Below are 23,174 nucleotides of genomic sequence, written 5' to 3'. Positions count from 1 at the left end.
AGAGAGGTGAATGTGACCAGGGCGATGGGCGCAGCGATGCGCCGGATCCACGTGGGCAACGCACTCAGCGCTTTCGGGCTGGGCTTCACGGTCCCGTACCTGTACGTCTACGTGGCGCAGGTGCGCGGGCTGGGGTCGGTGACGGCGGGGCTCGTCCTCGCCGTCTTCGCCGTGGCCGCGCTGATCGTGCTGCCGCTGGCCGGACGGGCGATCGTCCGGCGCGGTCCCCTTCCGGTGCTGCTCGCCGCCCTGCTCACCGCCGCGATCGGCGCGCTGTGCCTGGGACTGTCGGCGAGCGCGGCGACCGTGCTGCTGTCGGCGGCGGCGCTCGGCGCCGGGCAGGCGGTCATGCAGCCGGCCCTGGCCACGATGATCGTGGAGTGCTCCGGTCCGGAGACCCGGTCGCGCGCGTTCGCCATGCAGTTCTTCCTGCAGAACCTCGGGCTCGGCGTCGGCGGGCTCATCGGCGGTCACCTCGTCGACCCGACCGAAGCGGGCTCCTTCACGCTCCTCTTCTCCCTCGAAGCGGTGATGTTCGCGCTGCTGGTCCTGGTGATGGTGACGGTGCGGATGCCGCGCTCGCCGCGGATCGGCGGCGCCTCGGCGCAGTCGGTCAAGGGCGGCTGGAAGCAGCTGCTGGGCAACCGGGCCATGGTGCAGCTGTGCGTACTGGGCTTCGTGCTGTTCTTCGCCTGCTACGGCCAGTTCGAGTCGGGCCTGAGCGCGTACGGCGTCGAGGCCGCCGGGATCTCCACCTCCGCGCTGGGGACGGCGCTGGCGGCGAACACACTGATGATCGTCGTCGCGCAGTTCGCGGTGCTCCGCTTCGTGGAGCGGCGCAAGCGGTCGCGCGTCATCGCGTCCGTGGGTCTGATCTGGGCCGTGGCGTGGGCCGTGGCCGGGTACGCGGGGCTCGGCGGCGGCAGCCAGGAGATGGCGACGGCCGCGTTCGTCTCGACGTACGCGCTGTTCGGGCTCGGGGAGGCGCTGCTGTCGCCGACGCTGGCGCCGCTGGTCGCGGACCTCGCGCCGGCCGGGATGGCCGGTCAGTACAACTCGGCCTTCGCCCTGGTGAAGCAGCTCGCGCTGGCGGTGGGGCCCGCGGTAGGCGGACCGATGGCAGCCTCGCTGCACGCGCCGTACATCGTGGTGTTCCTGCTGTTCTCGCTGGGCATCACCGTGCTGGCCCTGCGGCTCGGGCGGCAGCTCACCGCCGTGCAGGACCACCCGGCGGCCGCGGGCAGCCGGATCGTGGCGCAGGGAGGCGCGGAGCAGGCCCCGGCGCCCGCCTGACCGTGCGCGTCACACGCCGGCGCCGATGGTCTTCGGCAGCAGGAACTCGCACCAGACGGCCTTGCCGCCGCCCGGCGTGCGCCTGCTGCCCCACGCCGAGGCGATCGTCGCGACGATGGCGATGCCCCGGCCGGACTCGTCACCGGGCTCCGCGCGGCGGCGCCTGGGCAGGTGGTCGTCGCCGTCGGTGACCTCGATGATCAGACGGCGGTCGGTGCGGCGCAGGCGCAGGCGCATCGGGGGCGTGCCGTGCTGGAGGGAGTTGGCGACCAGTTCGCTGGTGGCCAGCACGCCCAGATCGTGCAGCTCGGACGGGAAGCGCCAGCTCGTCAGGACGCCGGACGCGAAGGCACGCGCGCGGGGGGCCGCCTCGACCCCGCCGAGCAGTTCCAGGGCGGCGTTGCGGAACAGCTCGCTCTCCACGCCCGAACGCGCGGGGTGCTGGAGGACCAGGACGGCCACGTCGTCGTCGTGGTCGGGGGTGACGCCGGCCGAACGGACCAGGCGGTCGCAGACGACCTGGGGACCGCCGGTGGCTCCGGCCAGGGCGCGCTCCAGGGCGGCGATGCCCTCGTCCAGGTCCTCGTCACGGCGCTCGACGAGGCCGTCGGTGTAGAGGACGGCGGTGGAGCCGGGGCCGAGCGGCACGGAGCCGGAGGCGTGCATCCAGCCGCCGGTGCCGAGCGGGGGGCCGGTCGGTTCGTCGGCGCGCAGGACGGTGCCGTTCTCGTCGCGCACCAGGATGGGGAGGTGCCCCGCGGAGGCGTAGACCAGGCGGCCCTCGTTGGGGTCGTGGACGGCGTAGACGCAGGTGGCGATCTGGTTGGCGTCGATCTCCATGGCGAGACCGTCGAGCAGTTGGAGCACCTCGTGCGGCGGGAGGTCGAGGCGCGCGTACGCCCGTACGGCCGTGCGCAGTTGGCCCATGACGGCGGCGGCGCGCACGCCCCGGCCCATCACGTCGCCGATGACCAGGGCGGTACGGCCGCCGCCGAGGGTGATGACGTCGTACCAGTCGCCGCCGACGGCCGCCTCGGTGCCGCCGGGGTGGTAGGTCGCGGCGACCCGCAGGTCGTCGGGCTCCTCCAGCTCCTGCGGGAGCAGGGAGCGCTGGAGGGTGACGGCGGTCTCGCGCTGCTGCCGTTCGCTGGCGCGCAGCCGCTCGGCGGCTTCCGCGTGGTCGGTGACGTCGGTGGCGAAGATCAGCACCCCACGGCCGTCGCCCTCGCCGGCGGGCGTGCAGGTGAACGTGTACGAGCGCCCGTCGGGGGCCTTGCGCGATTTCACCGTGCGGGGCTTGCCGCTGCGCAGGACCTGGTCGAGGAGGGGCAGCAGGCCCAGTTCGTCCAGCTCCGGGAGCGCTCCCCGCGCGGGCGCGCCGACGGGGCGGATGCCGAACGCGGCCGTATAGGCGTCGTTGAGGTAGGCGATGCGGTGGTCGGGGCCGTGCACCAGGGCGACGAGGCAGGGGACGCGGTCCAGGACCTCGCGCACCCCCAGCTCGTCGACGGCCGGCGCGGGCCCGTCCCCGTCGGTGAACCGCTCGGCGCGGGCCGCGGGCACGGAGCCCTCTCCCCGCCGGTCCGGGGAAGCCGCCTGCTCGGTCCGCGCTGCGGCGCGGCGCTGTGTTCCGGGGAGCCGGGCGCTCCAGCGCGTGAAGTTCACGAATCCTTGCCTCGTGTAGTTGTCGGCGGCCGGGTACCGGAACCGGCCGCGGCCCGGGGGCCGCACCGGGGCGGGCCCTCCCGCCCGCGGTGGTGGACCAGTCTGGCAGGGTCCGGCCGGGCCGACATCCGCTGGACGCCGGTCCGGCGCCGGGAGTTCCCGGGTCCGGTCAGGACGACCCCTCCGGGTTGCGCGGTGGGTCGTGGGAAGGCTTTCCACCGGCCGCCAGTTCGAACTCCGCCCGCGGATGTTCGAGCGATCCGAGCGACACGATCTCCCTCTTGAAGAGGCCCGCGAGCGTCCACTCCGCGGCCACCCGGGCCTTGCGGTTGAAGGTCGGCACCCGGCTGAGGTGGTACGTCCGGTGCATGAACCAGGCGGGGTAGCCCTTCAGCTTGCGCCCGTAGACCTGGGCGACCCCCTTGTGCAGTCCCAGGGAGGCGACGGAACCGGCGTACCTGTGGGCGTACGTCTCCAGGGGTTCGCCGCGCAGGGAGTGGACGACGTTGTCACCGAGCACCCGGGCCTGGCGCAGGGCGTGCTGGGCGTTGGGGGCGCACGTGCGGCCCTCCTCGCGCGCGGTGACGTCGGGTACGGCGGCGGCGTCCCCGGCGGCCCAGGCGTGGGGGGCGCCCTCGACGGCCAGTTCGGCGGTGCAGCGCAGCCGGCCCCGCTCGTTCAGCGGCAGGTCGGTGGCCGCCAGCACGGGATGCGGTTTCACCCCGGCGGTCCACACGACCGTCCGTGTCGGGAAGCGCGACCCGTCGCTCAGTACGGCGACACGGTCGGCGCAGGACTCCAGGCGCGTCTCGAGGCGTACGTCGATGTTGCGGCGGCGCAGTTCGGTGAGGGTGTAGCGCCCCAGCTCCTCGCCGACCTCGGGCAGGATCCGGTCCGACGCCTCCACCAGGATCCACTTCATGTCCTCGGGGCGGACGTTGTGGTAGTACCGCGTCGCGTACCGCGCCATGTCCTCCAGCTCGCCGAGCGCCTCCACGCCCGCGTAGCCGCCGCCGACGAAGACGAACGTCAGCGCGGCATCGCGGACCGCGGGATCACGGGTCGACGAGGCGATGTCCATCTGCTCCAGCACGTGGTTGCGCAGCCCGATGGCCTCCTCCACCGTTCTGAAGCCGATGGCGTGGTCGGCGAGGCCGGGGATGGGCAGGGAGCGCGCCACGGACCCGGGAGCGAGAACCAGTTCGTCGTACCCGATCCGCCGCCCGTCCGTCCCCTCCTCCTCGGCGGCCGGGGTGCGGACGGTGGCCGTGCGCGCGGCGTGGTCGACGGCCGTGGCCTCCCCGATGACGATGCGGCACCGGTCGAGAACACGACGCAGCGGTACGACGACATGACGAGGAGAAATGGCGCCGGCGGCCGCTTCGGGAAGGAACGGCTGGTACGTCATGTACGGGTCCGGCGTGACGACCGTGATCCCGGCCTCGCCCCGCGCGATCTCCCGTTTCAGTCTCCGCTGCAGGCGCAGGGCCGTGTACATCCCGACGTAGCCGCCGCCGACAACGAGAATGCGCGCACGTTCCTTCACCATCCCATGACGCACCCGCCGCTTCCGTTTGTCCACAGCCTCGACGAATTGTGTGACCGTAGGACACCCGCGTCCGTGGTTGGCCGAATTACCGACCCACGCCCGGTCACCGCAGGTCACACCCCATGATCGACACTCTCCCCGCAGGATATTCGGGACGTATGCGACTCGTGCTCCGATCGAGGGGCGCTCCGTGCGGAACGCGCCCCTTCTGAATTGACCCCCTCTCAACTATGTTCATCTCTCGACGGGGTGCAGGGGGATGCGCTCATCGGGTCCGCGACGGGCGGGACCGACAGGCCGGTCCCGTTTCCACGCCCCGGACGTCAATGGCGGGGAGAGTCTCCGGGGGGAGACGTCATTACCGGGGGATACACATGCATGTTCAGGACTCTCGATGGTCGTCCGCGGTCGCCTCTGGCGCGACGATGAGCGCCGCCTCCGGCGGGCGCCCGGACGGCACACGCACCACACCGCTGCGGGTCGACGCCCAGCGCAACCTGGAGCACGTGCTGCGTGCCGCGCGTGAGGTCTTCGGCGAGCTGGGGTACGGCGCGCCGATGGAGGACGTGGCGCGCCGGGCACGGGTCGGCGTCGGCACGGTGTACCGGCGGTTCCCGAGCAAGGACGTGCTCGTGCGGCGGATCGCCGAGGAGGAGACGTCCCGGCTGACCGAGCAGGCGCGCGCCGCTCTGGGGCAGGAGGACGAGCCGTGGTCGGCGCTGTCGCGCTTCCTGCGCACATCGGTCGCCTCCGGCGCGGGGCGGCTGCTGCCGCCGCAGGTGCTGGGGGTGGGCGTCGCGGAGGAGCAGGGTCTGCCGGACCACGCGCGGCTGCCGCAGCAGCGGACGCCGCCGGCGGGGGAGCTGCGGCTCATGTCCGAGGAGCCGGCGGAGGACGACGCGGGGGCGGCGGAGCTGCTCGACGTGGTCGGGCAGCTGGTGGACCGGGCACGGGCGGCGGGGGAGCTGCGGGCGGACGTGTCCGTGTCGGACGTGCTGTTGGTGATCGCCACGGCGGCGCCTTCGTTGCCGGACGCGGCGCAGCAGGCCGCGGCGTCGGCGCGGTTGCTGGACATCCTCCTGGAAGGGCTCCGCAGCCGCCCGTCCTGACCTACGGTCCCTTTCCCGCCACCCGCCGGAGGGGTTCGCCCCCTACAGCGCCGGTCTGCGTACGTGTGCTGCACACGCCCGGACCTCCAACCACCCGGCGGGGGTGCGGGTGGCGAGGGCTTGCGTGCCCCGAACGGCCGGGCAGGAGCCGCGTACGGCGAGGCGGGGCGCCCGGCGTGGGCGGGGTGCAGCCGCGTACGGCGGGGAGGGGACGGGGTGGGGGTGGGCGCCCGCAGCGGCCGGCGCGTCCGCGCCCCGCATCTCTCCAGTACGCACTCTCGCGCCGGACGAGGACGACCGCCTCCATCGCGGCCCCGCTCCACCCACCCACCACAGGCGCTGCACCAGGCCCCACCGGACAGAACCCTGCGCCGCAGGCATCAGACCCCGACCCCCACCGGACGGCAACCCTGCGCCGCAGGCGTCACGCCCAGCCCCACCGGACCGCAAGCCGCGACGCGAGCGTCAGCGTGACCCCGCCGCCCCCGCCCCCAGCGCGCCCCTCTGCGGGGCGATCCCCGCCGGCACCGCCCGCTGCCGCGCAGGCGTGCCCGTCCAGCACGTCCCCCGCCTCGCCAGCAGCCTCCGCAGCCACACCTCCAGCGCCACCAGGTCCGCCAGCCCGTCCAGCGGCAGCGGCTCCCCCTCCGCCGCCCCCCGCAGCGCCTTCCGCACGACCCGCGCCTCCACCAGCCCCGCCTCCGCCAGCAGCGGCGTGTCGAACAGCGAGATCAGCGACCCCGCCGCCACCCGCAGCCCCGTCCGCGCGGCGACCGCCGACGTAGGCGCCCCCGGCGTCCCCCACCCCGCCGGCAGATCCCGCACCCCCGCGCCCTCCAGCACCGACCGCAGGATCGCCGCCCGCGCCCCCGGCCGCACCCGCAGCGCCTCCGGCAGGGCCCGGCACGCCCGCACCACCTGGTTGTCGAGGAACGGTGTGTGCAGCCGCTGCGACCGGATCTCCGCCGCCTGTTCCAGCACCCGCACGTCCGCCGCGTACCGCGCCAGCGCCGCCCGCGCCCGGAAGTCCCCCGGCCGCTGTCCCGGCCCGACCTCCGACCGCCAGGTCGACGCCTGGAGGCGAACCGATACTTCAGCCAGCGCCTCACCCGTCAGCCACCGCGCCGCGGGCCCGGGTCTCCCCCAGGTCAGCGCCGCCAGCGAGGCGTCCGCGGCCCCGCCCGGTCCGTCGTCGTCGAGCTTCCGGTGCAGCAGCCGCTGCGCGAGGGACTCCAGCCCCGTCCGGTACGGCGTCCGCGCCAGCCGCCGGGCCGCCGCGTAGACCCGCGCCGGCACCATCACGGACCCGTCCGCCTTGGCGAGGGCCGCGACCGGCCGCACGAGATGCCGCCGCTTGCGGTCCATCAACAAGTCGGCGAGCCGCGCCGGATGAGCGTCGAGCACCTGCTTGGCGCCGTACCCGGTGAAGTGATCCGCGCTGCCCGCGGCCAGCCGCGCCCGGTGCCGCGCCGCGGCGACCAGCGAGGGCGCCGGTTCGTCGGTCAGCGGCACGTCCAGTTCGACGTACGGAAGCGTCGACTCCTCACCGGCGACCACCACGTGGTGCAGCCGGGGGTTGGCGGCGAGTGCGCCCGCCCGCTCCAGTTCGCCCGTGTCGCGCCCCCCTGCGTCGCCGGCGGCGAGGTCGTTGAAGGTGACGGCCAGCAGCCGCTCCCCCGCGCCGGTGCCGTGCCCCAGCACGGTCCCCGGCCTCCCGGGCAGCCCGGCGGCCAGCAGGGCCAGGGCGCCCGACGCGGGCCCTCCGGACAGATCCGCCCCGATCCCCGCGACCGGCGTCCCGCGGGCCGCACGCCGTTCCGCGGGCCCCATGCCCGGCACCGGACCGGGGTCTATGTCGGCCCCGGGGACGTGACGAGGGGCGGCCAGTCGCGTCCGCACGGCCTCCACCAGCGCGTCCCGCACCGCGTCCACCGCGTGGTCGGGGTCGGCGGGCGGGGCGGCGACCGCCAGCGAGGCGACGGGTTCGTACCCGGCGACCTCCCGCGCGCCGGTGCGCAGGATCAGCGCGTGCCCCGGCGGAACGCGCTTCACGCCGTCGTACGGGGTGGAGTCCTGCAGCGCGGCGGGCACGTCGGGCGCGGCGAGCAGCGCGGCGAGGTGCCCGAAGTCGAGGTTGGCCTCGACGAGGTCGGCGAGCGGCAGGGCGGCGGTGGCGTAGGCGGTACCCCGCTCGAAGGGGGTGTAGAAGACGGGCCGGGCGCCGGCGAGGTCGCCGCACACCGTGATGCGGCGACCGACCTGGACGACGGCCGTGTAGCTGCCCGGCCAGGCGGTCAGGTGCCGCAGCGCCCCGCCCCGGGCGGCGAACAGGGCGACGCGCAGTTGTTCGTCGGAGGCGCCGCAGGTGCCGAGGACGGCGATCCGCGTCTGCTCGTCGGCGGAGACCACCCGCACCTCGTCGGGGCGCCAGTCGCCGACCGCCCACAGCGGGTCGGGGTCGCCCCACAGCGGCTGGGAACCCACCGGCTGCAGGGTCTCACCGTCGACGCCGGTGGCGCCGGCGGAGCCGACGGGGCCGTATCCCCCGGCCGCCGCGGCGGTGCTGCTCCATCCCACCAACCACCGCATCGCCGCCTCCACATGCCGTGGACCACCAGTGCACCGTACGAACCGGTTCCCCATGCTGCCATGAAGGAGGCGCTCGGCGACGCCGCCGGAGCGGTGTGTGCTCCGGCGAATGCGCCCCGGCGGATACACCCACCCTCGAAGGCGGTTGCCCCGGCACTCGCTCGAACACCCGCCCGAGACACGGAGATCGACATTCGGGTGGCGATCGCCCGCCACGCCACTTCGACGCGAATGCGCCCCCTCAACGCGCCCCCAAAACCCCCAACGGGCCCTCGACTACCTGGGTAGAAGCGTGGATACGCCGAAAAGAGTGGCATTGATTTTCGGCCAAATTGGAGCGGTGAGATCACACTCGAACACGCTCCGTGCAGGCTTTGCGCATCGCCGCGGAGCGCACGGTCCGGGAGGCGGAGCACGCCTCCCGGACCGCGCCGCCGCCCGCGGGGATGAAGGCGGCGGTGTTCCCCCAGCCCACTGGATCCAGTACAGCGGGCCGACCCACGCACGGACCATGGAACCGCTCCCGGCATGGCCGGAGAAGAGCGCACGGACGGGCGCACGGCCACACACCGGGAGCACGTCGCAACTGCGCGTATCGGACCCGCACTTCAGTACGGACCACAATCCCGCCATCCGGAAGAATGCCCCTTAACGCTTGGGATGCGGCGAACTACGCTGGGTTTACGAATGCCGCGTGGTTATGCCAGAGCGGCAGCCGTCTGTGTCGAGGGGTGGCGCATGTCCAGGGAGCAACGCGGGCCGAACGAAAAACTCGGCGCCGTTCTCGCCCTCGCGGGAATCAGCAACGCCGGCCTCGCGCGGCGTGTCAACGACCTCGGCGCCCAGCGGGGACTGACGCTGCGCTACGACAAGACGTCGGTGGCGCGCTGGGTGTCGAAGGGCATGGTGCCGCAGGGCGCCGCCCCGCACCTGATCGCCGCCGCCATCGGCCAGAAGCTGGGCCGCCCCGTGCCGCTGCACGAGATCGGCCTGGCGGACGCCGATCCCGCGCCGGAGGTGGGCCTCGCCTTCCCGCGTGACGTCGGCCAGGCGGTGAGGTCCGCGACGGAGCTGTACCGGCTGGACCTCGCCGGCCGCCGCGCCGGTTCCGGCGGCATCTGGCAGTCGCTCGCCGGATCGTTCGCGGTGAGCGCGTACGCGACGCCCGCCTCACGGTGGCTGATAACCCCGGCCGACAGTTCGGTCGCGCGTGAGGTGAGCCCGTCCGACGGCTCCGGCGCACCGCTCAAAGTCGGCCACAGCGATGTGCGGAAACTGCGGGAGGCCGCGGAGGACGCCCGGCGCTGGGACTCCAAGTACGGCGGCGGCGACTGGCGTTCGTCGATGGTCCCCGAGTGTCTGAGGGTCGAGGCGGCCCCGCTGCTGCTCGGCTCCTACTCCGACGACGTGGGCCGCTCCCTCTTCGGCGCGGCGGCCGAACTCACCCGCCTCGCGGGCTGGATGGCCTTCGACACCGGCCAGCAGGAGGCGGCGCAGCGCTACTACATCCAGGCCCTGCGCCTGGCCCGCGCGGCGGCCGACGTCCCCCTCGGCGGCTACGTCCTCGCCTCGATGTCGCTCCAGGCGACGTACCGCGGCTTCGGTGACGAGGGCGTGGACCTCGCCCAGGCCGCGCTGGAGCGCAACCGCGGGCTGGCCACCGCCCGCACCCTGAGCTTCTTCCGCCTGGTCGAGGCACGCGCGCACGCCCGCGCGGGCGACGCGCAGGCGGCCGGCGCCGCGCTGAGGTCCGCGGAGAGCTGGCTGGAGCGGTCCCGGCCCGGCGACAGCGACCCGACCTGGCTCGGCTTCTACTCCTACGACCGTTTCGCCGCCGACGCGGCGGAGTGCTACCGCGACCTGAAGGCGCCCCGCCAGGTGCGCCGCTTCACCGAGCAGGCGCTGTCGCAGCCGACCGAGGAGTTCGTGCGCTCGCACGGTCTGCGCCTCGTGGTCTCCGCGGTCGCCGAACTGGAGTCCGGGAACCTGGACGCGGCCTGCGAGCAGGGCGTACGGGCCGTGGAGGTGGCGGGCCGCATCTCCTCGGCGCGCACCACGGAGTACGTCAGGGACCTGCTGCACCGGCTGGAGCCGTACGGCGACGAGCCGCGCGTGGTCGAGCTGCGCGAGCGTGCCCGTCCGCTGCTGATGACGACGGCCTGACCGTCCTGCCCGCCCTTGGTTTGAAGCCGTTGTCAGTGGCGCAGTGCACTATCGACGCGGGAGGTGGCGCAGGTGGTGGCGGGGTCGTACGACTGTGACGTGGTGGTGGTCGGAGGCGGGATCGTCGGCCTGTCGACGGCGTATGCCATCGGGCGGGCGGCTCCGGGCACGCGGGTGACCGTGCTGGAGAAGGAGCCGGGCCCGGCCCGGCACCAGACGGGCCGCAACAGCGGGGTGATCCACAGCGGCATCTACTACCGCCCCGGCTCGCTCAAGGCGCGGTACGCGGTGCGGGGCGCGGCGGAGATGGTGAAGTTCTGCGCCGAGTACGACATCCCGCACGCGGTGACGGGCAAGCTGATCGTCGCCACGGACCGCGAGGAGCTGCCCCGGCTGCACGCCCTGGTGCAGCGCGGCCGGGAGAACGGCATCGCGGTGCGTGAGCTGTGCGCCGCGCAGATCGCGGAGTACGAGCCGGAGGTCCAGGGCCTCGCCGCGATCCACGTCGGCACCACCGGCATCTGCGACTACGCGGCGGTGGCCCGCCGGCTCGCGGAGGCGTCCGGCGCCGACGTACGGCACGGCGCGGAGGTGGTCCGTGTCGACCGCCGCCCCGACCGGGGCGTGGCCGTGCTGACGGCGGCCGGCGACATCGTGCGCGCCCGGATACTGGTGAACTGCGCGGGGCTGCACTGCGACCGGATCGCCCTGCTCACGGGCGACGAGCCCGGCGCCCGCATCGTGCCGTTCCGCGGGGAGTACTACGAGCTGGCCCGCCCCGAGCTGGTGCGGGGCCTGGTCTATCCGGTGCCGGACCCGGCGTTCCCGTTCCTCGGCGTCCACCTCACCCGCGGCACGGACGGGGGCGTGCACGTGGGGCCGAACGCGGTCCCGGCGCTGGCCCGCGAGGGGTACGACTGGCGGACGGTGCGGCCGCGCGAGCTGGGGGCGACCCTGGCCTGGCCGGGTTCCTGGCAGCTGGCCCGCCGCCACTGGCGGTACGGCGCGGGAGAGTTGCGCCGCTCGCTGTCCAAGCCCGCCTTCGCGCGGGCCGTGCGCAGGCTGCTGCCCGCCGTGCGGGACGAGGACCTGGTGCCGACGGCGGCCGGGGTGCGGGCGCAGGCGGTGCTGCGCGACGGCACGCTGGTCGACGACTTCCTGATCCGGGAGGCGCCCCGCGCGGTGCACGTGCTGAACGCCCCCTCGCCCGCCGCGACCGCGTCGCTGCCGATCGGCAAGGAGATCGCCCGGCGGGCGCTGGCCGGCCTCGCCGGGAGCGAGCGGTGAGAGCGGGTCGTGGGACCGGTCCGTGGGGCCGGGCGGACGTGCGCGCCGTCCCCGTAAAATCGAGGGCACTGTGTCTGAATCCGTGATGAGCACCCCCGAAGCACCGCACGCCGCGCAGCAGCCCGGCGCGCGGGCCCGCCGCGACCGCGCGAAGGGGGAGCCGCGCTTCCCCGACGGCCCGAGGCCGGATCCCGCCGGATCGCACTTCGAGCGGCGGATCCGCAGCTTCCAGCCCCGCCGCAGCCGGGTCACCGCAGGCCAGGCGGACGCCCTGCAGCGGCTGTGGCCGGTGTGGGGGCTCGACATCGACGGCAGCCGCCGCCTGGACCTGGCCGAGCTGTTCGGGAACGACCGGCCGGTCGTCCTGGAGATCGGCTTCGGCATGGGCGAGGCCACCGCCGAGATGGCCGCCGCCGACCCGGGGACGAACATCCTCGCCGTGGACGTCCACACCCCCGGCCAGGGCCACCTGCTGCACCTCGCCGAGGAGCGCGGACTGACCCACGTACGGGTGGCGAACGGGGACGCGATCATCCTGCTGCGCGAGATGCTCGCCCCGGACTCACTGAGCGGGCTGCGCGTCTTCTTCCCGGACCCCTGGCCGAAGAAGCGGCACCACAAGCGGCGGCTGATCCAGCCCGAGTTCCTCACCCTCGCCGCGTCCCGCCTGGCGCCGGGCGCGCTCGTGCACTGCGCCACCGACTGGGAGCCGTACGCCGAGCAGATGCTCGAGGTGCTCACCGCGCACCCCGCCTACGAGAACACGCGGGCGGACGGCGGTTTCGCGCCGCGTCCGGAGTTCCGGCCGCTCACCCGTTTCGAGCGGCAGGGGCTGGACAAGGGGCATGTGGTGAACGACCTGCTCTTCCGCCGCGTACCGCACGACGACCGTGCCGGGCGCCGGACCGGGGACCCCGCCTGACCTCCCCGAGCCCCTGAGCCGGCACGCAGCCCTGCCCCTTTCTCGTTAGGGTCGAATCCGTGGCCAGCAGCCCTCCGTACCCGCCGTACCCCGGCGCAGCTCCCGGCAGCACGCTGCGGCACCCGCACTGGTGGCAGCGCCCCGCGGTGCGCTACGGAGCGGTGGTCACACTGCTGGCCCTGTCCGGGCTGGTGATCCTCGCGCTGGTCAGGGAGCAGACGGGCACCGAGGGCTTCCTGGTCGGCCTCGGGCTGGCCGTGCTGCCGGTCCCCCTGCTGCTCGCGGCGTTCCGCTGGCTGGGCCGGGTGGACCCGGGGCCCTGGCGGAACCTGCTGTTCGCCTTCGCCTGGGGGGCGTGCGCGGCGGCGCTCATGGCGATCGTGGCGAACAGTTTCGCCACCCGGTGGATAGCGTCGACCACCGCCGACCCGGCCGGCGCCGACACCCTGGGCACGACGGTGATAGCGCCGGTCGTGGAGGAGACCGCGAAGGCGGCGGCGGTGCTGCTGCTCTTCCTCTTCCGCAGACGCGACGTCAACGGGATCCTCGACGGCGTGGTGGCGGCCGGGTTCACCGCGACCGGCTTCGCGTTCACCGAGAACGTCCTCTACCTCGGCAACGCCTTCGGCACCGACCAGCTCACCGGCGGCAGCGGCATCGCCTCGGTCACCGCGGCGACCTTCTTCGTCCGCATCGTCATGTCGCCCTTCGCGCACCCCCTGTTCACCGTGCTCACCGGCATCGGCTTCGGCGCGGCCGCGCTGTCCGCCGACCGGCAGCGGGTGCGGCGCGTGCTCTTCCCGGTCGCCGGGCTGCTCCTCGCGATGGGCATGCACGCCCTGTGGAACGGCTCCGTCATGCTCGGCCAGTTCGGCTTCCTCGCGGTGTACGGGGCGTTCATGGTGCCCGCGTTCGGGCTGCTGACCTGGCTGGTGGTGTGGACGCGGCAGCGGGAGCTGCGGACCGTGCGCACGGAGCTGCCCGCGTACGTGGCCGCCGGCTGGCTGCGTCCCGCGGAGCCGTTCGCGCTGGGCTCGATGCGGGCCCGGCGCCTCGCCCGGAAGTTCGCGCGCGAGCACGGGGGCAGGCCCGCGGCGCGCGCGGTCGCCCAGTACGAGGCGTACGCGACCTCGCTGGCGTTCCTGCGGCACCGGGGCCGTGCGGGGAAGGCGGGACCGGACTTCGTGAGCCGGGAGCGGGAACTGCTGCTGGAGCTGTGGCACCGGCGCGCGGCGGCCCGTCCGGCACTGGAGCACGCGGCCCGCCTCACGGCGCCCCCGGTGCCGTACGGCGCGGCATGGGCGTACGGGCCCGTCCCCGCGCCGTGGCAGGCGTACGGGCAGCCGCCCCACGGCCATCCGTATCCGGCGTACGGGGAGCACCCCTACCGCCGCTGAGGAGCCCCGGACATGCGGGACCGGCAGCCCTGACGTCGGGGGGGCGTCGTCGGGGCCGCCGGCGTTCGCGGCGTCGGCGGCCGGGACGCGGCCGCCGGGTGGTTCAGACGCTGAGGCCCTTGTCGGCCAGCCAGGCGGCCGGGTCGACGCCGCCGGAGGAGCCGGCGGGGTGGACCTCGAAGTGAAGGTGGGCGCCGGTGACGTTGCCGGTCGCGCCGACGCGGCCGATCACGTCGCCGGTGGTGACCTTCTGGCCGACGCTGACGTTGATCGACGACTGGTGGGCGTACCAGATCTCGGTGCCGTCGTCGAGGGTGAGCACGGTCTTGTAGCCGTACGAGCCGTCCCAGCCGGCGGCGGTGATCGTGCCGGTGTGGACCGCCTTGATCAGCGTGCCGGTGGGGGCGGCGAAGTCGAGGCCCGTGTGGTAGCCGGAGGACCAGTAGGCGCCGGCCTGACCGAACGTCGAGGTGAGGGTGTACGAGGAGGTCGGCAGGGTGTACTGCTTGGCCAGCTCGGCGAGGCGCTCGGCCTCGGCCTTCTTCGCGGCCTCCTCCTCCGCCCTCTTCTTCGCGGCCTCGGCCTTCTCCTTGGCCTCCTTCTCCGCCTTGGCGGCGGCCTCGGCGGCCTCCTTCTCGGCGGCGGCGAGGGCGGCGGCCTGGGCCTTGCTCTGCGCCTGCCCCTGCTGCTGCTCGACCTGGGCCATGATGCGGGCGCGCAGCGCCTCTCCGGCGCCGGAGGCGCCCTCCTCGGCGTCGGCGGTGGTCATGCCGATGTCGCTGAGGGGGGTGCTCGTGCCCTTGGGCGTTTCCTCCTCGGAGAGGAGGGAACCCACGTTGGGCAGGTCGGGCATGGAGATGGAGACGGGCGGCTTGCCGGTCTGGGCGCTGGCCATGCCGCCGGCGCCGACGGCGGCTATGACGCCGACGCCCAGGACGGTGGAGCTGCGGGCGAGTCCGCCTCCGCGCTGCTTGGCGACGCGGTGCCGCCCGCGCACGGGCCGTACGGACTCCGCGGTGGGGTTCCACTCCTCGAACGGGCCCTCGTCGGCGCGGTCGGCGCCGTAGGCGAAGGTGTCGCTCGGGTGGAACGGGGCCTCGGGGGCAGGCGGGTTTGACGCCACGTGGGCGCGCTCCTTTCCTTCCTTCTTCGCCTACCGGGTTAGCTGACGGGTTCGGAGCAGGAAGGTCTCCTACGCGCGTATACGAGCCGTGTTCTCACGGCGGTATCCGCCCGATTCACCCCATGGTGGTGGTTCCCCGGTTCCCTCGCGGGATTCGGCGCGTGCGCACGGAGCCGCCTTCTGTGACGGCTGGGACGACCGCGCTGCGTTATCGAACGTTAATAGACGCGGGGGCCGGATTCCAAGCCGTTCCTCTTGATCGTTCACGATTTCCGTGCGGACTTAAGCGCCATGACCGGGTGAAAAAGGGCGAGTTGACCGCGCGTCGGACGACCGGTCGAACCTGACGGTATGTCAGTTGTTATGCGCTGCGAAGCACTTCGCTCACGCTGAGTGAGAGGCGGGGAGAAAGGTGCCGGCACAAGGCGCCGGTATACGGAAAACACCGAGGGCCGGAACCCTTTCGGGTTCCGGCCCTCGGCCTTCAGTAGCGGGGACAGGATTTGAACCTGCGACCTCTGGGTTATGAGCCCAGCGAGCTACCGAGCTGCTCCACCCCGCGTCGGTAATCACCAGTGTACGGCATCCGCGGGGCCCGACGCACATCCCTTCCCGGCGGCGCGATCAGCCGCCCGGCAGATGCGCGTTCGGGGCCTTCGCGCGCTGCTCGTACTCCGGCAGGACCAGCACCGTGGCGCCGCCGTCCGCCAGCACCGCGCTGCCGTCGGCGTCCGCCACGAAGGTGTCCGGCTCCCGCCAGGCCGTGACCACCCGGCGCACCCCCGCGTCCAGGATCAGCCGCGCGCAGGGCGCCGGCCGGGACGCGCGACGGGCGCACGGCTCCAGGCTGGAGTAGACGGTGGCGCCGGCCAGCCGCGGGTCGGTGGGGTCGGTCCTGGCGAGCGCGGCCTCCTCCGCGTGCACCACGGGGTCGCCGCCCTCACGGGAGTACCCCCGCGCCAACTCGGTGCCGTCGGCGGCGACCACGACCGCGCCGACGCTGAACGCGGTCTCGGAGGGCGGGCACAGCGCGGCCAGCTCGCAGGCGAGGGCGAGCCAATGGTGGTCGGCCGCGGAGGGCAGCGCGCCGGTGCCGGGCGCGGTGGGCTCGTAGCGCATCAGGACGACGTCGCCGACGGGCCGGGTCTCGACCAGCCGCAGCCGGCCGCCCTGGTAGGAGCCGGGGCCGAACAGCCGGGGGGCGTCCGGGTCGCCGACGAACAGCGGGGCGAGGACGAGCTGCAGCTCGTCGGCGAGGCCCTGGGTCATCAGCTGGGTGTGGATCCGCCCGCCGCCCTCGACCATCAGGCGCCGCACCCCGCGCTCGTCGTGCAGGTGCTCCAGCAGCCGCCGCCAGTCCAGGCCGTCGCCGAGCGGGACGACGTCGGCGGCGAGACCGAGGGCGCGGGCCCGTCCGGCGCCCTCGTCGGTGGTGTAGAGGACCTTCTCGCCGCCGGTGTGCCAGAACCGCGCCGCCGGGTCCAGGTCGCCGGAGCCGCTCACCGTGACCTTCAGCGGGTACTCCGGCCTGCCGTCCGCGACCCGGGCGGCGCGGCGCTCGGGCGAGTTGACCAGCAGACGGGGGTTGTCGGCGCGCAGGGTGCCGGCGCCGACCAGGACGGCGTCCACGGAGGCCCGTACCTCGTCGACCCGGTCGAAGTCGGCCGGGCTCGACAGCAGCAGCCGCTCCGGGCCGGTGTCGTCCAGGTAGCCGTCGAGGGAGACGGCGGCGGACAGCAGGACGTACGGGTGCGGCATCGGCGGGCTCTCCGGGTGCGGGTGGCGGCGGGACCGCTGCGCGGTCCGCGTCCAGTCTGGCAACCCGTGCGGCGGGGAGCGGACCGTGCCCCGGCCGCCGGGACCGGTGTCAGGGCTCGATCAGGCCGACCCGGATGGCGTAGCGGGTGAGCTCCAGCCGGTCCCTGAGGCCCAGTTTGGCGAGCAGATTGGCACGGTGCCGCTCCACCGTCTTGGGGCTGATCACCAGCAGGTCCGCGATCTGCTGGGAGGTGTGGCCCTCGGCGACCAGCTTGAGGATCTGCTCCTCCCGGTCGGTGATGGCCTTCGCGGGCAGCGTCCGGCCCTCCCGCGCGAGGTCGAGGTAGTTGTGGATGAGGGCGTTGACCGCCCCCGGGTAGAGGAAGGGCTCGCCCCGCATGGTGGCGTGGCAGGCCTCGACGAGATCGCGGTCGGCGACCGACTTCAGGACGTAGCCCGAGGCGCCGGCGGCCAGCGCCTCGAAGAAGAACTGCTCGTTGTCGTACATGGTCAGCACGAGGATCCGGGTCTCCGGCAGGGTGCGAGAGAGCTCACGGGCCGCCTGCAGACCGGTCAGGCGCGGCATGGCGATGTCGAGGATGGCCAGGTCGGGGCGGTGCTCCCGGGCCAGTCCGAGGGCTTCGGCGCCGTCGGCGGCCTCCGCCACCACGGTCAGATCCGGTTCGCCGTCCAGGATGAGTCGGACCCCCCGGCGGACCAGGGCGTGATCGTCGGCGAGGAGGATGCGGGCGGGGGACGGGTCGGTCATGGTTCAGCGTTTCCGGTCGGGGGACGTCGGTCACGGGGGCGGGGCGTGCGCGGGCGCGGACCGGCGCACGACGGCGGGAGCGGTCGAGGAGGCGGACGCCCGCACGGGCCGTACGGGGACGAGGACGTGCGCGGGGAAACGCGCGGGAACGGGCACGGCGAGCCGCAGCTCCGTACCGCCGGCGGCACGGGGCTCCACGGTCAGCTCGGCGCCCACGAGCAGCGCCCGCTCCCGCATGCCGCGGATGCCGGCGCCCTCGTCCGCGCCGCCGATGCCGCGGCCGTCGTCGCGGACCCGCAGCTCGACCCCGCCGGGGGTGCTCCGCAGGGCCAGCTCGGCGCGGCGGGCCCCCGCGTGCCGGGCGATGTTGGTGAGGCCCTCCTGCGCGACCCGGTAGAGCACCAGCTCCGACTCGCGGTCCAGCTCGGGCAGGTCGGGGTCGAGGCAGTGCTGGACGCTCAGCCCGGGACCGCCGAACTCGGTGGCGAGCGCCTTGAGGGCACTGGCCAGGCCCAGCTCGTCCAGCACGCCGGGGCGCAGCCGGCGGGCGATCCGCCGGATCTCCTCCAGGGAGGCGCGGGTGGTCTCCTGCACCTGGCGCAGCTCGTCGCCGAGCTCGGCCGGAGCGTGGTCGGCGGCCCGCTTGAGCTGCAGCAGCACGGCGGTCAGCGACTGGCCCACCTCGTCGTGCAGCTCACGGGCGACACGGCGGCGTTCCGCCTCCTGCGCGGACAGCGCGCGGGCACTGCTGGTGGCCCGCTCGTCCTCCAGCCGGTCGAGCATCGTGTTGTACGTGGTGATCAGCTCGGCGATCTCGCCGCGCCCGCCGACCGCGGGGCGGTTCCCCGGGCGGAGCAGGTCGGTGGTGTTCATCGCGCGGGTCAGGCGCTGCAGCGGGGCGAGGCCGACGCGCAGCAGCAGGGCGTTGGCGACGAGCATGGCGGCCAGCCCCACGGTGAGCACCGCGGCCTCGGTGAGCAGCACGGGCGTGGACACGGTGACGGGTCCCAGGAGCAGGGCGGTGGCGACGATGAGCACGACGGCGTTGAGCAGGAAGATGCGCCAGAACAGAGGCACTCGGTTCCGCCTCCTCGCCGTCGGTACGCTCAAGGCCCCCGACGGCCCGCGGCCGGGGGCGCGGCGCGGGCCGTCACCGTCCAGCCTCCGCCCCGGACCGGGCCCGCGCCATCCGTGACAGTCCCCATTTTCCCGGCGTCGGCGGCCCCGTGCCCGTGCTTCCGTGGATACCGGTCCCCCAGGGGGATGGGGGGCGCGACGGATGGCCCCGGCGGAGCGGTACGGGCCACGCTGGAGGCTCCGTACCGGGCGGGTGACGACCTCGGCGCACGGGCACACTCCAGGACAACGGCCCGCGTTCGCGGCAAGCCGGCGGTTCGCGCACGTCCCGGTGCTCGGAGCGACGGCCGTCGACGGTGTGACCGGGCGGCCACCCCCTGGGAAGGAGGAGCCGTGCCCCAGTCCGACGACGATCGCCTGGTCGACCTCGCGGCCCGACTCGAGCACGAGGACCCCCGTTTCGCCCGTTCCCTGGCCACCGGCCGCCCGGCCCGCCCGCGCGAGTACCGGCGCGCCGGCGCCTGGTGGGTGCTGGTCATCGGGCTGGGCATGCTGGTCGCGGGCATCGTCGTCCCCGACGGGCTGCTGATCGCGGCGGGCCTGGTGACCAGCGGGATCGGCGTGCAGCTCATCGACCCCTACCGGCGCCCGGACGAGAGCGCCGCCCGGCGCCCGTCACCGTACTGATCCGCCCCTTCCTGGAGACGCGAACGGCGCTCGTACCGGCCTGGCCGGTACGAGCGCCGTTCCGCGCGTCGGGGGGCTCCCCCTCCCGCGGGAGGTAGGCCCTGTGGGACTCGAACCCACAACCAATGGATTAAAAGTCCACTGCTCTGCCAATTGAGCTAAGGGCCCCTGGCGATGTTGCCTCCCCGAGCATAGCCGGACGCGGCCGGGGAGCCGATCGGGTATCGGGCAGGCGGCGTTGCGGCCGGAGGGGCACACATGCGCGGGGGCCCGCGCGACAGGTGTCGCGCGGGCCCCCGGCGGTCGGTCCGGTGAGGCGGGGTCAGCCGTTGCGCTTCCAGCGCGGCTTGTCCTCGCGGCGCTGGAAGGAGCCGCCGCCGCGGTGGTCGTCACGACGGCCGTACGGGCGGTCGTGGCCGCCGGAGCGGAAGCCCGGGCGGTCACCCTGACGGTCGCGGTTGAAGGGGCGGTCGCTGCCGCGGTGGCCGGGACGGTCGTCCCGGCGGAAGCCGCCGCGGTCGCGGTCGCGGTCGCGGTTGAAGCCACCGCGGTCGTCACGGCGCTCGAAGGAACGCCCGCCGCGGTCGCCCCGCTCGTCCCGGCGGTCGTCACGACGGAACCCGCCGCGGTCACCGCGGTCGCGGTTGAAGCCGCCCCGGTCACCGCGGTCGTCCCGGCGGAAGCCGCCGCGGTCGTCACGGTCGTCCCGGCGGAAGCCGCCGCGGTCGCCGTCACGGCGGTCGAAGGACCGGCCGCCACGGTCGTCACGGCGGTCGTCCCGGCGGAAGCCGCCACGGTCACCGCGGTCGCGGTTGAAGCCGCCCCGGTCACCGCGGTCGTCACGGCGCTCGAAGGAACGCCCGCCGCGGTCGCCCCGCTCGTCCCGGCGGTCGTCACGACGGAACCCGCCGCGGTCACCGCGGTCGTCACGGCGGAACCCGCCGCGGTCGTCACGGTCGTCCCGCCGCTCACGCCGCTCGTACGGCGCCGGGGCCTCCGCGCGCTCGGTCCGCTCGGTCCGCTCGACGTCCCGCGCGGTCGGCTGCTCCGGCAGCGTCACCTCGGCCTCGGCGACCACGGCGGCCGCCTCGGCGGTCACGGCCTGGGGGTCCTCGCCCCGCTCGCGCGCGGCGCGCGCCAGCAGGCGGTCGGCCTCCTCGCGCAGCTCGGTGGCGCGGCGCTGGGCCCGCTCCAGCTCCTTGGTGAGCTGGGCGACCTCGCGCTCGGCCTGCTGGGCGGCGTTGCCGGCGGATTCGGCCTGCACCTCGGTCATCGACCGGGCGCCGGTGATCTCGGCGACCTCCGGGTCGAAGGCGGCGCCGCCCTGGATGATGTGGCGCGTGGCGTCGACGCCCGCGTCCTCCATCAGCCGGAAGATCTGGCGCCGCTGGTGCGGCAGCGACAGGGAGACGACCGTGCCGGTGCGGCCGGCGCGCGCCGTGCGGCCGGCGCGGTGCAGGTAGTCCTTGTGGTCGCCGGCCGGGTCGACGTTCAGCACCAGGTCGATGCCGTCGACGTGGATGCCGCGGGCGGCGACGTCGGTGGCGACCAGGACGTTGACGTAGCCGTCCTTGAAGTCGGCCAGGGTGCGGGTGCGGGCGCCCTGGGTCATGCCGCCGTGCAGCGCCTCGGCCTTCACGCCGGCGTCGCGCAGCTGCTCGGCGACGCGGTCGGCGCCGAGCTGGGTGCGGACGAAGATGATCGTGCGGCCCTTGCGGGAGGCGATGGCCGCGGTGACCGGCGCCTTGTCCTTGGGCTTCACGACGAGGATGTGGTGCGACATGGTCGTCACCGCGCCCTGTGCCGCGTCCACCTCGTGCGACACCGGGGAGTCGAGGTAGCGGTCGACGAGGGTCTTGATCTCGTTCTCCATGGTGGCGGAGAACAGCATGCGCTGGCCGCCCGCGGGGATCTGGTCCAGCAGCTCCGTCACCTCGGGCATGAAGCCGAGGTCGGACATCTGGTCGGCCTCGTCGAGGACCGCGATCTCCACGTTCTCCAGGGAGCAGGCGCCGCGGTTGATGATGTCGCGCAGCCGGCCCGGGGTGGCGACGAGGACGTCGACGCCGCGCTCGAGGGCGTAGATCTGGTTGCCCATGGAGGTGCCGCCGCAGACGACCTTCATCTTCAGGCCGAGGACGTCGCCGTAGGGCTGGAGGGCGTCGGCCACCTGCATGGCCAGCTCGCGGGTCGGCGTCAGGATGACGGCGCGCGGCTTGTGCTTCTCGGTGCGGCCGCCGGCGAGCTGCGCCAGGGTCGGCAGACCGAAGGAGAGGGTCTTGCCGGAGCCGGTGCGGCCGCGGCCGAGGATGTCCTTGCCGGCCAGGGCGTCCGGGATGGTCGCGGCCTGGATCGGGAAGGGGTTGGTCACGCCGTTCTGCGCGAGCTTGCGCACGACGCCCTCGGGGAGGCCGAGGTCGGCGAAGGTGGTCTCGGGGGCCGCCGCCTCGGTGGCGGCGGTGGTGTCGGTGTCCTCGGTGTTCTCGGGCACGACGACGTGATCAGTACTGGCGATGGGCATACGAATGCGAAACCTTCCGGAGTCTCTTCGGCACGCGCCCGTCAACTCCGTGATTCGCAGTTCGCAATTACGACCGCCTCAATGCGGTCCACCACGGCAAGGGAGAGAGTACGCGCCACACGGCGCGCTCTGCAGTGGCGCCGGGCAAATAGGATCAGACGATCTGCCACCATACGCACCCCGGCCCCTCGGGTGCAAATCGCCAGGTGGGAGGGGTGCCGCCGGACGGCGGGGCCCGGTGACGGCTAGGCCGGCGCCCCCGCTCTCGGCGCGGGCTCCCGCTGCGCGAGCTGGGCCTCGGGCGGCTGGTGGGCGGACGAGGACGGCTCGGCCTGGGTCGGCTCGGAGGTGGGCCCAGGGTCGGGCGGCGGGTCCGAGGGCTGCGGTTCCGGGGTCCGGCTGGGCTCCGGCGGACCGGGGCGGTCGTCGGGGCTCGGGCGCGCGGGTTCGCCGGAACCGCCCCCGTCGTCCTGCGCGGGGCGGCTCGCGTCGGCGGACGGCCGGCCGCCGGACGGGGAGGGGCGCTCCTCGTCGCGGTCCTTCCCCTCGTCCTCGCCGCTCCTGTCCCGGTCGCCGCCCCCGCCGCGTCCGCCGTCGCCCCCGGCGGCTCCGTGACCGGCCCTGCCGCCCGGCTCGACGACCGCGCCGTCCGGGGCCTCGCCGCCCGGCCGGCCCGCGGAGGGGGACGGCCCGGCCTTTCCCCCGGTGCCGTCGTCACCCACGCTCACGCATCCGGCGGCAGCGGCGACCGCCACGACCGTGGCGGCCAGGCGGACGGGTACGTACAAGCGGCGCACGGGCCACCTCCGGTTGGAGTACAGGGTCGACAACCCCAACTCCCGTCACCCGCAGGAGGACACGCGGACGGCCTATCCGTAGCCGAGCGCGTGCAGCCGGGCGTCGTCGATCCCGAAGTGGTGCGCGATCTCGTGCACCACTGTGATCTCGGTCTCCGTGACCACGTCCTCCCGGGACTCGCACATCCGCAGGGTCGGCCCCCGGTAGACGGTGATCCGGTCGGGCAGCACCCCGGCGTACCACTCCCCCCGCTCGGTCAGCGGCGTCCCCTCGTACAGCCCGAGCAGCTCCGGGTCGTCCGCCGGCGGCTCGTCCTCCACGAACACCGCGACGTTGTCCATGAGCCGCGTCAGCTCCGGGGGGATCCGGTCCAGCGCCTCGGCGACCAGCTCCTCGAACTCCTCGCGCGTCATCTCCAGCACGAAGCCATTGTCGGGGACGATCGGTCCGTACGAGAGCGGGCGGAG

The 23,174-nt window shown here is 74.3% G+C and carries 17 protein-coding genes, 2 tRNA genes and 1 riboswitch; of the genes, 7 read left to right on the top strand and 12 right to left on the bottom strand.

Annotated elements, in window-relative coordinates; genetic code table 11:
• Positions 1-24: 24 nt before the first annotated feature.
• Positions 25-1,293: an MFS transporter gene (locus C1708_RS17430; protein WP_106413546.1), complete on the top strand. Its 1,269-nt coding sequence runs from the start codon at positions 25-27 to the stop codon at positions 1,291-1,293.
• A gap of 9 nt (positions 1,294-1,302) precedes the next feature.
• On the opposite strand, the gene C1708_RS17425 is transcribed toward C1708_RS17430, so the two are convergent.
• Both C1708_RS17425 and C1708_RS17420 read right to left on the bottom strand, forming a co-directional pair.
• The gene (locus C1708_RS17425; RefSeq protein WP_106416345.1) at positions 1,303-2,958 is read right to left on the bottom strand and encodes an ATP-binding SpoIIE family protein phosphatase; all 1,656 of its coding nucleotides are present in this window, start codon (positions 2,956-2,958) and stop codon (positions 1,303-1,305) included.
• A 169-nt stretch (positions 2,959-3,127) separates the two neighbouring features.
• Positions 3,128-4,507 carry an NAD(P)/FAD-dependent oxidoreductase gene (locus C1708_RS17420; protein WP_106413545.1) on the bottom strand — a complete coding sequence of 460 codons (1,380 nt, stop codon included), beginning with the start codon at positions 4,505-4,507 and terminating at the stop codon, positions 3,128-3,130.
• Between the two features lie 374 nt (positions 4,508-4,881).
• Between C1708_RS17420 and C1708_RS17415 the strand changes: the two genes are divergently transcribed.
• A complete protein-coding gene (locus tag C1708_RS17415) occupies positions 4,882-5,616 on the top strand; it encodes a TetR/AcrR family transcriptional regulator (RefSeq protein WP_106413544.1) in 735 nt (244 codons plus the stop codon).
• Between the two features lie 465 nt (positions 5,617-6,081).
• On the opposite strand, the gene C1708_RS17410 is transcribed toward C1708_RS17415, so the two are convergent.
• Positions 6,082-8,205, bottom strand: a complete 2,124-nt coding sequence (locus C1708_RS17410) for an asparagine synthase-related protein (RefSeq protein WP_106416344.1) — start codon at positions 8,203-8,205, stop codon at positions 6,082-6,084.
• A 738-nt stretch (positions 8,206-8,943) separates the two neighbouring features.
• Here C1708_RS17410 and C1708_RS17405 point away from each other — a divergent pair.
• The 4 genes from C1708_RS17405 (at position 8,944) to C1708_RS17390 (ending at position 13,974) form a co-directional block, all read left to right on the top strand.
• A complete protein-coding gene (locus tag C1708_RS17405; protein WP_106413543.1) occupies positions 8,944-10,368 on the top strand; it encodes an NsdA family TPR-like regulatory protein in 1,425 nt (474 codons plus the stop codon).
• A 63-nt stretch (positions 10,369-10,431) separates the two neighbouring features.
• Positions 10,432-11,655: an L-2-hydroxyglutarate dehydrogenase gene (gene lhgD / locus C1708_RS17400; RefSeq protein WP_106413542.1), complete on the top strand. Its 1,224-nt coding sequence runs from the start codon at positions 10,432-10,434 to the stop codon at positions 11,653-11,655.
• 85 nt (positions 11,656-11,740) lie between these two features.
• A complete protein-coding gene (gene trmB / locus C1708_RS17395) occupies positions 11,741-12,577 on the top strand; it encodes a tRNA (guanosine(46)-N7)-methyltransferase TrmB (protein ID WP_106413541.1) in 837 nt (278 codons plus the stop codon).
• A gap of 59 nt (positions 12,578-12,636) precedes the next feature.
• A complete protein-coding gene (locus tag C1708_RS17390) occupies positions 12,637-13,974 on the top strand; it encodes a PrsW family intramembrane metalloprotease (protein WP_106413540.1) in 1,338 nt (445 codons plus the stop codon).
• Positions 13,975-14,077: 103 nt separating this feature from the next.
• On the opposite strand, the gene C1708_RS17385 is transcribed toward C1708_RS17390, so the two are convergent.
• The 5 genes from C1708_RS17385 to C1708_RS17365 form a co-directional block, all read right to left on the bottom strand.
• Positions 14,078-15,097, bottom strand: coding sequence for a M23 family metallopeptidase (locus C1708_RS17385; RefSeq protein WP_106413539.1), 1,020 nt, complete (start codon positions 15,095-15,097; stop codon positions 14,078-14,080).
• 12 nt (positions 15,098-15,109) lie between these two features.
• Positions 15,110-15,267: riboswitch (cyclic di-AMP (ydaO/yuaA leader) on the bottom strand.
• A gap of 318 nt (positions 15,268-15,585) precedes the next feature.
• Positions 15,586-15,659, bottom strand: a tRNA-Met gene (locus C1708_RS17380).
• Positions 15,660-15,721: 62 nt separating this feature from the next.
• Positions 15,722-16,855: a dihydrofolate reductase family protein gene (locus tag C1708_RS17375; protein WP_106413538.1), complete on the bottom strand. Its 1,134-nt coding sequence runs from the start codon at positions 16,853-16,855 to the stop codon at positions 15,722-15,724.
• Between the two features lie 109 nt (positions 16,856-16,964).
• Positions 16,965-17,624: a response regulator gene (locus tag C1708_RS17370; RefSeq protein ID WP_106413537.1), complete on the bottom strand. Its 660-nt coding sequence runs from the start codon at positions 17,622-17,624 to the stop codon at positions 16,965-16,967.
• A 30-nt stretch (positions 17,625-17,654) separates the two neighbouring features.
• On the bottom strand, positions 17,655-18,701 hold the full coding sequence (locus tag C1708_RS17365; RefSeq protein WP_106413536.1) for a HAMP domain-containing sensor histidine kinase: 1,047 nt from the start codon (positions 18,699-18,701) through the stop codon (positions 17,655-17,657).
• 393 nt (positions 18,702-19,094) lie between these two features.
• On the opposite strand from C1708_RS17365, the gene C1708_RS17360 reads away from it, so the two are divergent.
• Positions 19,095-19,388, top strand: a complete 294-nt coding sequence (locus tag C1708_RS17360; RefSeq protein ID WP_106413535.1) for a DUF3040 domain-containing protein — start codon at positions 19,095-19,097, stop codon at positions 19,386-19,388.
• A 95-nt stretch (positions 19,389-19,483) separates the two neighbouring features.
• Here the strand turns inward: C1708_RS17360 and C1708_RS17355 are convergent.
• The 4 genes from C1708_RS17355 to C1708_RS17340 all read right to left on the bottom strand — a co-directional run bounded on the left by C1708_RS17355 (position 19,484) and on the right by C1708_RS17340 (position 23,129).
• Positions 19,484-19,556, bottom strand: a tRNA-Lys gene (locus tag C1708_RS17355).
• A 154-nt stretch (positions 19,557-19,710) separates the two neighbouring features.
• Positions 19,711-21,909: a DEAD/DEAH box helicase gene (locus tag C1708_RS17350; protein ID WP_106413534.1), complete on the bottom strand. Its 2,199-nt coding sequence runs from the start codon at positions 21,907-21,909 to the stop codon at positions 19,711-19,713.
• A 245-nt stretch (positions 21,910-22,154) separates the two neighbouring features.
• Positions 22,155-22,706 (bottom strand): hypothetical protein, encoded by a 552-nt coding sequence (locus C1708_RS17345; RefSeq protein WP_106413533.1) that lies wholly within the window; start codon positions 22,704-22,706, stop codon positions 22,155-22,157.
• A 72-nt stretch (positions 22,707-22,778) separates the two neighbouring features.
• The gene (locus tag C1708_RS17340; RefSeq protein WP_026244081.1) at positions 22,779-23,129 is read right to left on the bottom strand and encodes a metallopeptidase family protein; all 351 of its coding nucleotides are present in this window, start codon (positions 23,127-23,129) and stop codon (positions 22,779-22,781) included.
• Positions 23,130-23,174: the final 45 nt, after the last annotated feature.

Source organism: Streptomyces sp. DH-12 (assembly GCF_002899455.1).
Taxonomy (GTDB): Bacteria; Actinomycetota; Actinomycetes; order Streptomycetales; family Streptomycetaceae; genus Streptomyces.
Note: the sequence above shows the minus strand (reverse complement) of the source record. Positions and strands in the feature narration are given on the sequence as shown.